General features: G+C 44.4%; 18 protein-coding genes and 1 pseudogene. 3 read left to right on the top strand and 16 right to left on the bottom strand.

The genetic code is table 11. From position 1 onward, the window contains the following. Positions 1–263 precede the first annotated feature (263 nt). A complete protein-coding gene (locus tag H0G69_RS02620; protein WP_006500198.1) occupies positions 264–962 on the top strand; it encodes a VTT domain-containing protein in 699 nt (232 codons plus the stop codon). On the opposite strand, the gene H0G69_RS02615 is transcribed toward H0G69_RS02620, so the two are convergent. From H0G69_RS02615 to H0G69_RS02600, 4 genes and pseudogenes are all read right to left on the bottom strand, one after another. Next, a complete protein-coding gene (locus tag H0G69_RS02615; RefSeq protein ID WP_180305115.1) occupies positions 894–1541 on the bottom strand; it encodes a TIGR01906 family membrane protein in 648 nt (215 codons plus the stop codon). The two genes, H0G69_RS02620 and H0G69_RS02615, sit on opposite strands and share 69 nt — an antisense overlap. Continuing rightward, a complete protein-coding gene (locus H0G69_RS02610; protein ID WP_033934455.1) occupies positions 1525–2295 on the bottom strand; it encodes a 5' nucleotidase NucF in 771 nt (256 codons plus the stop codon). The genes H0G69_RS02615 and H0G69_RS02610 overlap by 17 nt, the downstream gene beginning before the upstream one ends. Next, positions 2292–2882 (bottom strand): YutD family protein, encoded by a 591-nt coding sequence (locus tag H0G69_RS02605; protein ID WP_034540108.1) that lies wholly within the window; start codon positions 2880–2882, stop codon positions 2292–2294. Before H0G69_RS02605 ends, H0G69_RS02610 begins: the two co-directional genes overlap by 4 nt. Positions 2883–2941: 59 nt before the next feature. Then, positions 2942–3406: pseudogene (locus H0G69_RS02600) on the bottom strand (metallophosphoesterase); the annotation flags it as partial. A 105-nt stretch (positions 3407–3511) separates the two neighbouring features. On the opposite strand from H0G69_RS02600, the gene H0G69_RS02595 reads away from it, so the two are divergent. Beyond that, positions 3512–4702 (top strand): IS256 family transposase, encoded by a 1191-nt coding sequence (locus tag H0G69_RS02595; protein ID WP_034539119.1) that lies wholly within the window; start codon positions 3512–3514, stop codon positions 4700–4702. On the opposite strand, the gene H0G69_RS02590 is transcribed toward H0G69_RS02595, so the two are convergent. The 12 genes from H0G69_RS02590 to ccpA all read right to left on the bottom strand — a co-directional run bounded on the left by H0G69_RS02590 (position 4699) and on the right by ccpA (position 13893). Beyond that, a complete protein-coding gene (locus H0G69_RS02590) occupies positions 4699–4908 on the bottom strand; it encodes a metallophosphoesterase family protein (protein WP_240164364.1) in 210 nt (69 codons plus the stop codon). The genes H0G69_RS02595 and H0G69_RS02590 overlap by 4 nt on opposite strands. 64 nt (positions 4909–4972) lie before the next feature. Then, positions 4973–6172 (bottom strand): acetate/propionate family kinase, encoded by a 1200-nt coding sequence (locus H0G69_RS02585; RefSeq protein WP_006500203.1) that lies wholly within the window; start codon positions 6170–6172, stop codon positions 4973–4975. A 27-nt stretch (positions 6173–6199) separates the two neighbouring features. Beyond that, on the bottom strand, positions 6200–7207 hold the full coding sequence (locus H0G69_RS02580; protein ID WP_333486990.1) for a class I SAM-dependent methyltransferase: 1008 nt from the start codon (positions 7205–7207) through the stop codon (positions 6200–6202). A 219-nt stretch (positions 7208–7426) separates the two neighbouring features. Next, on the bottom strand, positions 7427–7963 hold the full coding sequence (locus H0G69_RS02575) for a ComGF family competence protein (RefSeq protein WP_034540095.1): 537 nt from the start codon (positions 7961–7963) through the stop codon (positions 7427–7429). A 4-nt stretch (positions 7964–7967) separates the two neighbouring features. Continuing rightward, the gene (locus H0G69_RS02570) at positions 7968–8264 is read right to left on the bottom strand and encodes a hypothetical protein (RefSeq protein WP_143113105.1); all 297 of its coding nucleotides are present in this window, start codon (positions 8262–8264) and stop codon (positions 7968–7970) included. Then, the gene (locus H0G69_RS02565; RefSeq protein ID WP_006500207.1) at positions 8224–8679 is read right to left on the bottom strand and encodes a type II secretion system protein; all 456 of its coding nucleotides are present in this window, start codon (positions 8677–8679) and stop codon (positions 8224–8226) included. Before H0G69_RS02565 ends, H0G69_RS02570 begins: the two co-directional genes overlap by 41 nt. Continuing rightward, positions 8676–8984: a competence type IV pilus major pilin ComGC gene (comGC, locus tag H0G69_RS02560; protein ID WP_006500208.1), complete on the bottom strand. Its 309-nt coding sequence runs from the start codon at positions 8982–8984 to the stop codon at positions 8676–8678. Before comGC ends, H0G69_RS02565 begins: the two co-directional genes overlap by 4 nt. A 1-nt stretch (position 8985) precedes the next feature. Further along, the gene (locus H0G69_RS02555; RefSeq protein WP_180305114.1) at positions 8986–10017 is read right to left on the bottom strand and encodes a type II secretion system F family protein; all 1032 of its coding nucleotides are present in this window, start codon (positions 10015–10017) and stop codon (positions 8986–8988) included. Then, on the bottom strand, positions 9977–10951 hold the full coding sequence (comGA, locus tag H0G69_RS02550; RefSeq protein ID WP_052133567.1) for a competence type IV pilus ATPase ComGA: 975 nt from the start codon (positions 10949–10951) through the stop codon (positions 9977–9979). Before comGA ends, H0G69_RS02555 begins: the two co-directional genes overlap by 41 nt. Positions 10952–11199: 248 nt before the next feature. Next, positions 11200–11943: a YebC/PmpR family DNA-binding transcriptional regulator gene (locus tag H0G69_RS02545; RefSeq protein WP_006500211.1), complete on the bottom strand. Its 744-nt coding sequence runs from the start codon at positions 11941–11943 to the stop codon at positions 11200–11202. Positions 11944–12025: 82 nt separating this feature from the next. After that, entirely contained in the window at positions 12026–12862 is an 837-nt protein-coding gene (locus tag H0G69_RS02540; protein ID WP_180305113.1) for a hypothetical protein, read from the bottom strand. A 14-nt stretch (positions 12863–12876) separates the two neighbouring features. Next, entirely contained in the window at positions 12877–13893 is a 1017-nt protein-coding gene (ccpA, locus tag H0G69_RS02535) for a catabolite control protein A (RefSeq protein WP_180305112.1), read from the bottom strand. A 169-nt stretch (positions 13894–14062) separates the two neighbouring features. Here ccpA and H0G69_RS02530 point away from each other — a divergent pair, with 169 nt between their 5' ends. Then, positions 14063–15163 (top strand): M24 family metallopeptidase, encoded by a 1101-nt coding sequence (locus H0G69_RS02530; protein WP_180305111.1) that lies wholly within the window; start codon positions 14063–14065, stop codon positions 15161–15163. The last annotated feature ends 16 nt before the right edge of the window (positions 15164–15179 follow it).

Genomic DNA, 15179 nt, shown 5'->3' with positions numbered 1-15179 from the left:
TTTCGTCAACGCTATTTCCATATTTTTTAAACGTTTTTTCAAAACACAAACTTTAAAGCTCCAATACTATAAAATAATTCTCAAATTACGATCGATACGATCCAAAATAAGTACTATTGTCTATGTTATAAAAAGGGACTTTACTGAATGATTTAAAATTGTTTACGTTTTTGTTTAATTTGACGATTATTCTTCAAAAAGGCCCTAATTGCTGTTAAAATCTTAGCGATAATTGAATATAAGAAAAATAAAAGGAGTTTTATATGTCGACTTTAATCGATTTTATCCTTCACATTGACACCCATCTGATTCAGATTGTTAATCAATTTGGCGATGCCAGCTACCTAATCCTGTTTCTGATTATTTTTATTGAAACCGGTGCGGTAATTTTGCCATTTCTGCCTGGTGACTCGCTACTATTTGCCGCCAGTGCACTAGCTGCCAACGCAAGCTACCACTTAAATATCTGGATTTTTGCATTTGGCTTCTTAATTTCATGTCTTTTAGGCGATTCAATTAACTTCCTGATCGGTCAAAAAATCGGCAAGAGCCTATCAAATCACTCATGGTTCGGAAAATTGATCGATAAACAGAGTCTTGAAAAAGCAGAAGCATTCTTTGAAAAACATGGTGCTCCTGCGATCATCCTGGCTCGATATATGCCAATCATTCGTACTTTTGCTCCTTTTGCTGCAGCTGGATCCGGTTTCCCATATCGGCGTTTTATCCGCTACAGTATCGTTGGATGTGTAAGCTGGGTTGCCATCTGTTGCTCGTGCGGCTATTTCTTTGGTAATCTGCCTTTTGTCCAGGCCCATTTCTCGGCAATCATTCTGGCAATCATCGTGGTTACCCTGATGCCTGCCGTAATCAGCTTTATTAAATCAAAGCTCTCAAATAAGTCTGCTCAAGTAACGGTTGATTCGCCATTGAATCAAACTCAAGAGCAGGATGGTGAATAGCCACCAGATTCCAAACAGCATCGCGAAAAAATCATCGGGAAACAAATTAATAATTGGATTGCTGGTCGGTGAAAACACCCAATTCATATTAGAAAAAGTTAGATAATGGAATTTGATAAAAAAGTCATCAAAATCTACGATAATCATCATCCCGACGACTATCAACAATGCCAATAGATTCTTCAATGGACCTGACAGTTTCCAAAGCTGCCAGGTCTTTTTTTCATACTGTATGATTCCATATGCGCCAAACAATGCCAATCCAGTTATAGCAAGTGCCGTTATGATCAAGTGTCTGACATCGCTAAAATGCTCAACGGCACCTTCAGTCATTGGAATCCCGGCTAAGTGCAAAGGCGGCTGTGGCCAAGGCTGAACAAGATACATTAATAAATGACGATAATCTTTTAAAACCACTGCATTTGAAAGATTCAAAAAGTGCGATGGAATCCTTAAAATCAACGGCGAGATCATCAAGACTAAAAAAAGGGCAAGCCCAGCCGCCGCGACAGTTATCAACAGCAACGCAAGGATTGTCCCAATGGCTTCAACTATTTGTTTTCTAAACGTTCCATTCATCAAGCGTCTTCACCGTATAAGTTGGTTTAATTTCCACATGTTCAATATCGGCTGGCTTTGAAAGACCGGTATAGACAAGGAGCGTGTCAACTCCAGTATTAATACCGGCTTGGACATCGGTCTGATAGTTATCACCGACCATCAGCACCTCTGATTTTTTCAGTCCACTAGCCTTTAAAGCCATCTCAACAATGGTTTTTTGCGGCTTGCCGATCATGATTGGTTCTTGCTGTGTAGCATAGCGAACCAGTTCAACCAAAGCACCAGCACTCGGAATCATCCCTTCTTCGCTTGGCAGATTGGTATCGCCATTCGTACCGATAAAAACAGCACCAGCTCGAATACAAAGCGTTGCAATCTTAAACTGCTCATAAGTCACGTTACGATCCAAGCCAACAACGACATAGTCAGGATCTTGATCAGTCAATTGCATGCCCTTATTTAACAAAGCATCTTTTAGTCCTCGTTCCCCGATTACGTACACTCGGCGCTTTTGGCCAGCATGCTGTACCAAATAATCAGCGGTTGCCATTGCAGAGGTATATACATTAGCCGCCGTTACGTTAATATCATGATTTGTTCTTAGATTGGCAGCAACTTCTTTTGGACTGCGAGTACTATTGTTGGTAACAAACAGAATCTCTCGCTGATGCTCCTGCAAGCGCTTGATAAAACGTGCAGCAGCTGGGATTCTTTCCTTACCGCGATAGACCGTACCATCTAAATCGATAAAATAGCCTTGATATTGTTTCATGCTTTCTCTCGCTTATTATTCTTATTTTTTACTATCAGTTTTTGACGATGCTTACCGGTTTTTACGCGACGCACTTCCTGGTTCTTACGTTCTTTTAAAGGCGGCTGCTTGAGCGATTGTCGAACCTCTTTGACAGCTGCGCCCGACTGATGTTTTTTACTGTTCCCAGAAACTTTGCGCCGATTTGAAAACCGTCTGCCAGACCGCCGATTCTTTCTTGGCAGCTGCACCTCTTGATTATGGATGATGAAATAGGCACAGCCAAAGTTGCAGTCTTCATACAGATAGTCTTGAATCGTCTGCATCCCCTGCTCAGGATTATACTGTGGATTATCAGGGCCATAGAAGCCACGCAACCGCAGCTGTCCATATCCCCAATCACCAACTATATAGTCATACTTACCCAGAATGGAACTAAAACGATCAGCAAGTGCCTCAGAATTAAAAGCGTTTTTGTAGTCAGCAACCAGCGTGTAAGGATGATTATTGATCAAAAAATGCTGCTGATCTTGCTGCAGAACCCGAAAAACGCCTTGCCTCTGCATCTGGCGACGTTCAATGTATTCTTCAACTTTACTGCGATTGATATCAGCCACTCCTTTCTTGTTTTAATAAATATCCAAACCATTATACGCACTGCTATGATCTAATGTCGAGTCAGCTTTTCTGCCTTTATCCGGGCAATCGTCTCAACTTCTGCCAGTGTCAAGGGCTCGCCAAATGCCGGCCGTTTTTTTAGATATTCCAGTTCTGGGGAATCAATCCCGACATTAACGTTTTCTTTTACTGGAACGGCATAGTGATGAATATGACCATGCAGATTTATAATCCGAGGTGCAATCCCTAGCATCATTGGATAATGCGTCAGATAGTACTGACAATGATTATACTTAATCAAAGCCCCAACATCATGAAAACTGAATTTAGGCTGACCATTTAAGTCATAATTATGAGCAGCCAGATATTTAAACAGTTCTCTGCGATCATGGTTGCCTTTGATCAGCACCAGGTGACCATGCAGCGCATTTAAAATCTCAAAAATCGCTTCATCGGCTCGCTTGGCTGGCTTGGCAAAATATACGGCAATATCGCCTAAATGATATACAATGTCGGGAGTGTAAAATATTTTGTGTAAATTTTCAAATTAAATTGAAAAAGGGAAAGCCTTCCCCGTATGATTAAATCGCTAAACACAATCAAAACGGAGGCTTTCCCTATGAACCAGTTTAACAAAGAAATTCTTGACGCGCTATCTTCTGACTCTAAAACATCATTAAAAGATGTCTTTCGCAATCAGTTGGAACAAACCGTCAATACATTACTTCAAGAAGAATTGTCGGCAGTCTTAGGCTACCAACCCTATGAGCGTAACGACAGTTCCGCTCATGGGGACAACGCCAGAAACGGATCGTATCAGCGAACCATCGATACTGAATTTGGACCAATCAATATTACGGTTCCGCGCGATCGTAAGAATAAATTTCGTAACGCTTTATTCGAACCATATTCACGGCGGACAGATACTCTGGAATCGATGATTATTAAAATGTATTCCAAAGGCATCACAACTCGTGAAATCGCTGATTTAGTTGAGCGCATGTATGGCGACTACTATTCACCAACTACCGTTTCAAATATTACTAAGCAAGTTGGCAACTTGGTTGAAGAGTTTCATGACAGGACCTTTAAGCACTCACAGTATGTTTGCGTGTTCTTAGACGCCACTTATATTCCGCTCAAGCGCGGAACTGTTGAGCGCGAAGCGGTTAATATCGCGATTGGAATTCGTAGTGACGGCGGTAAAGAAGTCTTAGACTTCTCGGTAGCACCAAACGAAAATGGTGAAGCATGGCGTGAACTACTTGAAAGTTTACGCAATCGAGGAATTGAACAGGTTCAGTTATTCATCGCCGATGGTTTTATTGGGCTCGAAAATGTGATTGCAGAAATTTATCCAAATGCTAAGTTTCAGCGCTGCTTAGTCCATGTGCTTCGTAATCTCACATCACATGTGCGAAAAAGCGATATGCGAGATTTGATGAGCGAATTTAAAGAAATTCGCCAATCTGAATCAATTGAAGAAGCAAAACAAGCTTTAGATAACTTCATTTTGAAATGGAAAAGCAAATATAGCAACCAGATGCGAAAATTGGGTAAGTTAAGTAACTTATTCACCTTCTACGAATTTCCGCCAAGCATTCGGGCATCAATTTACTCAACAAATTTGATTGAAGCTTTCAACAAAAAGTTGAAGAAGAAAATTCGCCAGAAGGAGCAGTTTCCAAATGAGGATGCCCTTCAACGATTCGTGACAACTCAAATTCTAGAATACAATGACAAGTTCGAAGAACGAGCACATCGTGGATTTCGAGGAAGCAAGGATACCTTGGATTCCATGTTTATTTAAGTAAGCATTTCATACAGAGAAGGATTTTCAAAAGTACACAAAATTATTGACACTCTCACAATGTCATTTTCGGCAACCTTAGCATTCCAGTGTTCAATAATCTGCTCATCCATCTGTTCGGTATCAGCAAAAGGCCGTGGCGCAAAATCGTCAACTCCTAACAGATGCTGATCCAAAAAGTGAGTATCAGAAGTCACAAAACGCATCATTATCACTCCTAAACACAAAAATGGGACGCTCGCCAGCGTCCCATTTTGATTTTAACAGCAACTACTTGCTGGCTTTTTTAAGTCGTTCGATATCATGAACGATCATTAATTCTTCGTTAGTTGGAATCAGCAGCGTCTTAATCTTAGCATCATCAGTCGACAGATCACGCTCTACGCCACGAATGTTGTTCTTTTCTGGGTCAATTGCAATACCAAAGTAGCCCAGCTTGTCAGCTACGGCCTGACGAACGGTGATGCTGTTTTCACCAACGCCCGCAGTAAAGACAATGGCATCTGCTCCACCCAGTTCAGCAATGTAGGCGCCGATATAGCGAACGATCCGGTTGACATAGATGTCCCAAGCCAACTGTGCGCGCTCGTTGCCTTCGTTTTTGGCCTTTTCAACATCGCGCATGTCGCTGGAAACTCCAGAAATCCCCAGCAGACCGGATTTGTGGTTAAGCATGTCAACCATTTCATCGCTAGAAACGCCCAGCTTCTTTTGGACGAAAGCAACCAGCGATGGATCAACATCCCCAGAGCGAGTGGCCATCGTAACCCCGGCTAATGGCGAAAAGCCCATTGAAGTGTCAAAGGACTTGCCACCCTTAATAGCAGTAATCGAAGCCCCAGCACCAATGTGGCAGGTAATCAGCTTTAGTTCTTCCAATGGTCGACCAAGCATTTCAGCTGCCCGGGCCGCTACGTAACGGTGACTGGTACCATGAGCACCATACTTGCGGGCACCGTACTTCTCGTACCATTCATAAGGAACACTATAAAGGGCATTCATTTTTGGCATATTGGCATGAAAAGCAGTGTCAAAAACGGCAACTGCAAATGCATCCGGCAAGACTTCCTTAAAAGCCTTAATACCTTGTAATTCAGCTGGGTCATGCAATGGTGCATATTCAGCCAGCGCATCGATCTTATTCATAACGTCTTCATCGATGACAACCGAATCCTTAAAGTATTCACCACCAGCAACAATCCGGTGACCAACAGCCGTAATTTCATCATAGCTGGCAACGATCTTCAAATCCAGCAGCTGCTTGAGCAGATATTGAACTGCGGCTTCGTGGTCAGCAAATGGCTTATCTTCTTTCAGCTTTTGACCGTCACCATACTTGATTTCGGCATGGCCAACTTCCAGACCGATACGTTCAATCTGACCTTCTGCTACTACTTCTTCGCTTGGCATGTCAAACAGCTTGAACTTGACGGTCGAACTGCCGGCATTAACAGCAATCGTTTTTGACATTGGCGTAATCTCTCCTTTTACTAACTCTCAACTTTTAAGATTTGCAGCTACCCATGCATCAATCTGATTCATAAAGGCTACAAATTCAGCACGCTTCTTGACTGACGGAAAACTGCCCAACAAAACCTGTTTGGCTTGATGACTGCCACCACCTTGACGCTGCAAAAGAAGAATCGATTTTTGAGCAGCTTGATTCTTAAAAAGATCAGCTGGCAGATTGATTAATCCTTGGAAATGCGCTACCGAGTGGATCCACTTAACAAAGCCCATCGTCTCTTCAGTCTGGAAGAGATTCGACGGTACCAAAAATACGCCAAAGCCGCCTGGTTTAAGGTAATTCATTGATTGTTCGATCAACAGATGATGAACGTATGAATGTCCTTTTTCAGCACGGGTCTGATAATTTTTTGTATTTTCATCAAGCGGGTAGTATCCAACTGGCAGATCTGAAACCGCCAAATCACTTTGCGGAATCGTCAAAGGCTCAATGGCATCTTGGTGAAACAGCTCAACCGGCTCTCTTTGTAATGAGACGCTGACGCTGGCAACTGCCAGCAGCTCATCATCATTATCGATCCCGTATCCCTGTACTGGCTGATCAATGGCCTCTTGCAGGTGGTTCATGACCGTTGTTAGCAGATTAGCCGTGCCTACTGCCGGATCAAAAATCGTATATGGATGATTGCGATCAATGATTTTTTCAATCAAATAGGCCATCATGATTCCCAAAGTATCGGGCGTCATTTGATGATTGGCTTGAATCGCATCCTTACGAATCACTTTTAACAGATCCAGCTGTAGAAGACGTCGTACTGTCTCGCGGTCGGTATGCAAAAGATCCAGCTGCTGATATAGCTTGTTTAACTCAGCAACCGTCTCTGGCTTAGGCAAACCATCCTCGACACGAACCTTGCCATTATCAACCAGATTTTCAGCATTTTCGAGAAATGCATCAAGATAAGAGCTGTTCAAATCTGCCTGTAACAGTTCCGTTGCGCGATCAAATGGTACAAATAGTTGTTCTGGTGTTGCCAGTTTTGGTCACTCCCATCCTCATTCGTCGTACGAAATTAGTTTACCTATTTTTACCGATAAATTCAAGGAAGCGCCTCGTCTTCTTGAAACTTAAAAGATGATCCGTCATTGAGACAGACGATTGTCAGCCTGTCCTCGTGCTTGACGATTCCTTTATTAAAGTCCGCATTATCTTTGCCATCAGTCAAATTTAGCATTGTCTGTGCAATGAATTGGTCGCTAAGACGATGAATCAGTTTTGCTTGGCCAGCCTGATATCGATACTGAGCCAAAACGGCTGCTGTCGTAATACTCAGCATGATCATCGCCGCCAGCAGCGTACTGCTTTTGCGACGGTGCCAGACAGATAACCGCTGTTTGCCGATATCCATTGCTTCTTTTCACCTCAATTTCTAACCGCTGCCTGCCAAGCTGTTTAAATGTTGCCGCTTGAACCTGATAAAGCATTGGCAAATAACCACCACCATGCTGCAGCCGTAGGAATATTCGACCATTTTCAGCCGTCAGCTCATAATACTTCTTGGTGGCAGCTCCATACAGCACCGCATGCTGTTCATCCTGACATCGATAAAGACTGAAATGCCGATCCGATAATTCCAGCTCGGTTACGAATAAATACCAATCCGTCGGCATATCCAAAGCACGCTGATTGACTTGATCAACAATCTTGATAGTCTGCCCCAACGCCAAAACTGTCACCATACTGATCAGTAGCGCCATCATGCTTTCTGCCAGCGTAAATGCTGATCGTCTCAAGCCATTACCGCCTTTCCAGTTTTAGAATGCACTTTCCCGATCGTTCAACGACTACCCTACTATGATCAGCGGTTGCCACTAGCTGAGCTCGAATGATCCTGACGCGGCCTTGGTGGCTTTTGAGAGCATCACTGGCCTCTTTAGCCAGTCGACTTGCTGCCAGCTGTTCATCAGCCAGTTTTCTTTGATGATTCAATTCATTTAGGCCAGTCATTAAACAAACGATACTGAGCGCGGCAATCGCCAATGCCGTTACACTCTCACCCAGCATGACTGCCCGATGCCTTTTTTTGCGTTGCATGTACATGATAACTCCCCCATGCCAACTGAATTCTGATTTGATAATCCGTATTGTCCAAGGTTGAAACAAACTCCTCTGTCTGTGGACTGACATAGCCCGTTTTTTTCATCTCGATATCATTGAACCGTCTGACCGACAACGTACTTGGCACATTTATATGCTCGGTGCCGCTTGCCCAGGAAAAGACAACCTGACTGTGGCTTTTTAGGTAAAAAACATGGGTTGACTCGTTACTGGTCTTTGATCGTACCTGAGCTGCCTGCCATGCTTGACGAAAGGTCTGCCAAAACTGACGCTCTTCGTTTTTCTGAATGGTTCGCTGCATTGAGGGCCAGCCAATCAGCATCGTCAACGCAGCAATTCCCAAGACAATTATCATTTCCAACAGAGTAAAGGCTGGCCGGCGAATTTTCATTTTCGCTCAGCCTTTCCATTGACGACTTTAATGTGCTCACTAGCTGCTTTTTGTGCCTGAGCTGAGGTTAGATATTGATTTTCAACCAGCTGATCTATGCTTTGGGCTTTTTGTCCGGTATCATTTTCATACAGATCAAGCTGGGTCTGGACGACATTGGTCATGGCATTTTCATGAATCTTGGTTGCATGTTCACGCTGTGTGCTAAGATTTGGCAAAATAATCAGCACCAACAGACTGATAATAAATAAGACGATGGCCATCTCCAATAGCGTAAACGCGTGCCGTTTCTGCTTCTTTAACATCTTAGTAAACCTCCTGCAGTGAGTGATAGATTGGCAAAAGAATACTGAGATACATTAAAAAAATCCCAGCAGCAATCAAAATAAAAAGCGCTGGCTGCACCAATACCAGAATATGCATCGTTGACTGCCGAAATTTTTTAAACTTGAGCTTGGAAAATAAAGTCAGTTCCTGGCCTAATTGTTCATTGGTCAAGCCACGATTGATAAAAATAGCCAGTTCATCCGGTAAGAAAGGTGCTTTCAAGATTAGGTCGGTCAACTGTCTTCCCTGCGAGCTGAGCTCAAATGCTGCCTGACCAACCTGATGCAATAACGAATCATCATCAAATTTATTCGTCAGTTGGCATATTTCATGCAAAGAGAAACCATGCTGCAGCAAAATAGCTAAATTGGACGTCAGATAATAACCATAGTATTCACGAAAGATTTTGCCAAACAGCGGCCAGCGACACTGATGTCTTACTTTTTTTAGCGTTGACATATGCCGCCAGTGAATTGCCACCAATCCTCCATAGCTAAAAAAAACACCGCCTGTAATTATCAGTGTTTCACCAATTGGCCATTGCTCGCCGATTGGCAGCTGATTCTGCTGCTGCCAGCTTTGCAGCTCGGGAAAAACAAAAATCAGCAAAGCCGCCAAAATCGTCCCCAGCATCACCAATAAAATCAGCGGATATTCCAAAAGCGTCTTTAGCTGACGATGCTGCTGCTTTTGGACCTGTAAATACTGACCAATCTCTTTTAGCGTTATCGAAAGACTGCCATGCTGCTCAGCCAGCAAAAGCTGATAGTAAAGCTCAATTCTTAAATATGGCTTTAACGCATCTGCCAGCAGACGACCGGCCCTAAGCTGCTGATCAATTTTTGAAAAAAAAGCAGCCTGCTGCGGATAGGCTCGCTGTGAGAATTGAACTGCATGCTGCAGCGAGAAGCCAACCGCTAACAAATCATGCATCAGTAAAAACCAATCAGCCTGTTGACCGGCTTTAAAATTAACCGGCTTGGTATGACTGGGCCACGCTCTTTTCCACACAGCCCTTGGCCACGCAATTTTTAAGCTGCTGCTGCCAAGCATCGGTCATCCCCACCTTTCGCTTTGTAAAACTTTCCTGCAATGCATCATCAGCCAATAGATCAAAGAGTACCGCCAATTGTTTTTTTACAGTCGGCAAGAGTCGTTGATAGCAGACACAGCTGACCGCCTGCTGCAGATAAAAGTCATCGACGTTCAGCTGTTCTAGACGAGTCAACGCTCCGTAGACATTTCTGGCATGCACGGTTGCCATGACCAGATGACCGCTTAAGGCTGCTTGAACTGCCATCTGTGCCGTTTGTGGATCACGAATCTCGCCAATGATAAAGATCTGTGGTCGATGCCGCAAGCCAACCTTAAGCAGCTGCTGATAGCCCATCTCAGCCAATTCGTTGACCTGCAGCTGAATAAACATTGGCTCGGTAATCTCAACCGGATCCTCTATCGTCATAACAACACACTGGTCAACGAACTGACGCGCCAGATGATACATCGTCGTTGTCTTTCCTGATCCCATTGGTCCGGCAAACAGCATCAACCCCCGTTTTTTAGCAGTCTGCTGCAGTTTTTGCCATTGCGGCGGTACCAGCATCCGATAATCATTGCATAAACGATAGATAAAACGTACCACCAGTGACTCCTGTCCACGACAGTCACCAACCGACGATAATCTTAAGTCTACCTTTCCCCTAGGCGCGTGCCAGCAAAGCGATCCTGACTGTGGGCGACGATGCTCACTGACTGACATATCAGCACGATACTTTAAATATGCAATCAAACGCTTGCCAAGTGGTAATGGCCATTGCTGATAAAGCTGCAGCTGGCCCTCATGCATGATTAAAAGTCGATAGTAGCTGCGATATGGCAGAACATAGAGATCCGACACCCGGTAGCGAATTAAAACCGCAATGTCTCTTGAGAACTCGCTTTTCAAAATTATCCCTCCTCTAACAATGCTATATGCCAAAAGAAGCAGGATGATATTTTTTTAATGCCGATTATTCGCTTGCAAAAGTTTTCTAATAAAAAAATCACGCCACTCTCGACTGTAAGCGTCGCTGTTGGCGTGATCTTCTAAAGATTAGCATTAAAATACCGAAATGCATTACCTGACATTGTTAAATATTGAATGCTTTGGAGAAAAAAAGACGCAGGCATTATTGCCCGCGCCTAAAAACGAAACTATTCAGCATCGTCATCGTCTTCGATAACCCCAGCTTCATAAATGTCGGCAACATCGTCGTTGTCAGTCAGTTCGTCAATCAAGTGCTTGTATTGACTGACCTTGTCGCTAGGAACAACCGTCGTGTTTTGAGGGATCATCGTTACTTCAGCCGTGTCCAGTTCGTAGCCTTGTTCTTGCAAAGCATCACGAACGCTGGTCATGTCGCTTGGTGCCGTGAAGATCTGGAACTTGTCGTCAGTAGCCTTCATGTCTTCAGCACCGGCATCCAGAGCATCCATCAGCATGTCGTCTTCGCTCTTGTCGAGACCGTCACGCAGAATTTCAATCAAGCCCTTGCGATCAAACATGTAGGAAACAGAGCCACTGGCACCCAGCGAACCGCCGGAATGAGTAAATGCAGAACGTACTGCAGCGGCCGTCCGGTTCTTGTTGTCAGTCAAGGCAAAGACCATCACTGCAACCCCACCTGGGCCATAGCCTTCGTAAGTAACTTCTTCAAACTTGGCACCACCAGCACCAGTAGCCTTTTCAATTGCCCGTTGAATGTTCTTCTTAGGCATGTTGGCTGCATGAGCCTTGTCGATTACCAGACGCAGTTGAGGGTTGTTTGCTGGATCAGGATCACCTGTTTTAGCGGCTTGGTACAAGTCACGAGAAATCTTTTGGAAAATCTTGCCACGCTTGGCATCCTGAGCGTTTTTACGCCCTTGAATGTTATGCCATTTTGAATGTCCTGACATTACTAACTCCTCTTTTCTTATATAGATTTAGATAACAAACATTGAAATTTTACCAAATTAAGCTGGCAAATTCAAGACTTTATCAATGACGACGAACAATTCGCAGCCCACCGCGCAAAAGCCAGCCAACCAAAGCCAGCACCAACAGCAGCCAGGCAATTCTCCATCCCCTGGTTAAAACGTCATTGCCAATGGTTGCAATCGTTGAAGCATAGTCTGGTTGTTCTTGAGCAGCCTGATTGATTCCCAGCTTGATCAGCCAGACAAAGCCAAAGTACAGTCCTGCTGACCAGGCAGTCGACCAGCTGAAAACGGCCAGAAAACAGTGTTTAAATAAGCTCCAGACAATTAAGACTGCCAGCGCCAATCCACTGATTGCCAACAGAACGTTAACGACTGTTTTAACGGTCGTAATCGTTTTGGCAGCCGTCTGTACCTCATCGGTGTTCAGTTTTTGGTTGACCTGGTTCGTCAGCTGCTGATTGAACTCACTGGTTGCCGAAGAAGGGAGCAGTGATGTTGAAAGACCATATGATCCCAGCTCATCATCAACCTTTGACTGCAGTCTTTTTTCAACATTGGTAAGATCAAGCTTAATACTCTTGCCAGCATAGACTTGTTTAACTGCCTGCCTTACCAAGCGGTGCGTTTCCTTGGTTGTTAGCAGTGAGCCAGAAACGCCATATTCGCTTAAACTGCCATTGACTTCTTCTTGAAGCTGCGTGCTGATTGGCGAATCGGCCAGCTCATCAGCCGCAAAATCGGCATCCAAGACCGTTGCATTTAGCAAAACCGCGATTGCTATCACCATCGTCAGCAAGATCCCCAAAAAGGTCGCCCCAAAATGATGATGACGCGGCTGTTTAACGGAAGCATCGGCCTGTTGTTTTTGACGATGCATCTCTTCTCGAGACATCAAAGATCAATCACCTTCTAGCGCGTTGACTGACGCTTTTCAAAACCATGTTCCAAAATAACGTCTTTGGATTCATCATCTTCTTTGTCTTCATCCTTGCTGTTCATCAACTTGGTCAATAGACGCATTGATACGGCCCCTAAATCATAAAGCGGCTGCGTAATCGTAGTCAGCTTAGGGCGTGTAATCTCAGTGGTCTTAGTGTTGTTTGAGGCAACAATCTGGAACTCATCAGGAACCTTGACGCCGTGATCAGTCAAACCGTTCAGCAAGCCCGCTGCTACGCCATCATCGCTGACAAAAGCTGCCTTGGCGCCACTGTCAGCAATAGCTTGAGATTGCTTGTAGCCTTCAGCATAAGAATCATGCGTCTCAAAGATCAGCTTTTCGTCAAAATCCTTGCCAGCTTCCTGCAAAGCCTGCTTGTAGCCTTCAATGCGGTAACGCTTGTTGATGGTACTATCCTTTGAGCCTACTACCAGTGCCACCGGACCATCAACACGTTCAATCAGGTACTTAATGGCTTGTTTGGCAGCTTCTTGATAATCAATCCGGACCGTTGGCAGCTCGTCATCATTAGTAACGGAACCAGCCACAACGACCGGTACATTAGATGAGCTGAATTCCTGCCGCAGCTCTTCTGAAATGTCATGCCCCATAAAGATAATACCATCAACCTGCTTGGCCATCAGCCCACGAACGACTTGCAGCGCCTTTCGATCATCAGCATCTGAGTTGGTCAGAATCATGTTGTATTTGTACATTGAAGCAATATCGTCAATCCCCAATGCCAATTCTGCAAAATATGCATTCGTAACATCTGGGATCACAACACCAACCGTCGTCGTTTTTTTGCTGGCCAGTCCACGAGCAACGGCATTCGGGCGGTAGTTTAACTGCTTGATAACGTCGAGCACTTTTTTGCGCGTTTCTGGTTTAACGTTGGGATTACCGTTAACCACACGCGAAACGGTCGCCATGGAAACACGCGCTTCACGTGCCACGGTGTAAATGGTAACTGATTGTTTTTCCATAATTTATAAGCCCTTTCTTTGTTGATTTTAGTTGCTTTCATCGGTTTTTCATAACCGCAATCAATATAACAAAATTAACGGTTTTGCGCAAACGTAATGATAAACAAATATGCTATAATATTAACAATTGCTTAAAAAAATCTCATCTTATGCATAAGGAGCAAGACAAATGAACAAATTATCACAATTGCGTCAAGCTGTCAATGAAGCACAGCTCGATGTTGCCTATCTCAGTGATCCAATGACCATTAAATATCTGACTGGTTTTGGCAGCGATCCGATTGAACGGGTTTTGGCGCTGCTGGTCTTTGCTGATCACGATCCTTTCCTGTTTGCACCAGCACTTGAAGTAGAAGCCATCAAGGATACTGGCTGGCCTTATGACGTTTACGGCTACCTCGATCATGAGCAGCCTTATGCGATGATTGCCGAACAAGTCAAGAAACGCGTTGCCGCTCCAAGCAGATTCGGGATTGAACAAGGCTTTTTGACCGTTGCTCGACTGCGGGCCTTACAAGAGCAGTTTCCTAAAGCCAGCTTTGACTATGATATGACGCCAACGATTCAGCATATGCGTTTGATCAAGTCGCCAGACGAGATTGCTATTCTGGAAGAAAATGGCAAGTGGGCTGATTTCGCCTTTAAGGTCGGTTTTGATGCCGTCAAGATCGGCGCAACCGAAAACCAGATTGCCGCTGAAATCCACTATGCTCTGCAAAAACACGGCGTTATGCATATGAGTTTTGATACCTTGATTCAAGCCGGTGCCCATGCAGCTGAACCACATGGCGCTACCAATGACACCAAGATTCAAGACAACGAGCTGGTATTGTTTGATTTGGGAACCAACGTTGACGGCTACACCAGCGATGCCTCTCGAACAGTGGCAGTCGGAACGCTTAATGATAAACAAAAAGACATCTATCAAGTCTGCCTTGAGGCTCAGCTGGCTGCCCAAGAAGCTGCCAAGCCTGGCATGACCGCCGCGGAACTGGATAAGATTGCCCGCGACATTATCGACCAGGCCGGCTATGGCGAATACTTCATTCATCGTCTGGGCCACGGAATGGGAATGACCGACCATGAGTTTCCTTCAATCATGGAAGGAAACGACATGCTGCTTGAGCCTGGCATGTGCTTCTCAATTGAACCAGGAATCTACATCCCAGGTTTTGCCGGTGTCCGAATCGAAGACTGCATCCATATTACAAAAGATGGCAATGAGCCATTTACTCATACGACAAAGGAACTGCAATACGTTGGCAGATAAATTGCAAATCAAAAGC

This window comes from Limosilactobacillus mucosae (genome assembly GCF_013423865.1).
In the GTDB taxonomy this organism is placed as follows: Bacteria; Bacillota; Bacilli; order Lactobacillales; family Lactobacillaceae; genus Limosilactobacillus; species Limosilactobacillus mucosae.
The sequence above is the reverse complement of the archived record's forward strand: the minus strand, read 5'-3'. Positions and strand labels throughout refer to the sequence as shown.

Coding starts and splice junctions, on each gene's coding strand:
- H0G69_RS02570 (WP_143113105.1), bottom strand. CDS start 8,264: ATGCAACGCAAAAAAAGGCATCGGGCAGTCATGCTGGGTGAGAGTGTA.
- H0G69_RS02590 (WP_240164364.1), bottom strand. CDS start 4,908: ATGCGTTTTGTGACTTCTGATACTCACTTTTTGGATCAGCATCTGTTA.
- comGC (WP_006500208.1), bottom strand. CDS start 8,984: ATGTTAAAGAAGCAGAAACGGCACGCGTTTACGCTATTGGAGATGGCC.
- H0G69_RS02530 (WP_180305111.1), top strand. CDS start 14,063: ATGAACAAATTATCACAATTGCGTCAAGCTGTCAATGAAGCACAGCTC.
- H0G69_RS02545 (WP_006500211.1), bottom strand. CDS start 11,943: ATGTCAGGACATTCAAAATGGCATAACATTCAAGGGCGTAAAAACGCT.
- H0G69_RS02585 (WP_006500203.1), bottom strand. CDS start 6,172: ATGTCAAAAACGATTGCTGTTAATGCCGGCAGTTCGACCGTCAAGTTC.
- H0G69_RS02615 (WP_180305115.1), bottom strand. CDS start 1,541: ATGAATGGAACGTTTAGAAAACAAATAGTTGAAGCCATTGGGACAATC.
- H0G69_RS02565 (WP_006500207.1), bottom strand. CDS start 8,679: ATGAAAATTCGCCGGCCAGCCTTTACTCTGTTGGAAATGATAATTGTC.
- H0G69_RS02595 (WP_034539119.1), top strand. CDS start 3,512: ATGAACCAGTTTAACAAAGAAATTCTTGACGCGCTATCTTCTGACTCT.
- H0G69_RS02610 (WP_033934455.1), bottom strand. CDS start 2,295: ATGAAACAATATCAAGGCTATTTTATCGATTTAGATGGTACGGTCTAT.
- ccpA (WP_180305112.1), bottom strand. CDS start 13,893: ATGGAAAAACAATCAGTTACCATTTACACCGTGGCACGTGAAGCGCGT.
- H0G69_RS02620 (WP_006500198.1), top strand. CDS start 264: ATGTCGACTTTAATCGATTTTATCCTTCACATTGACACCCATCTGATT.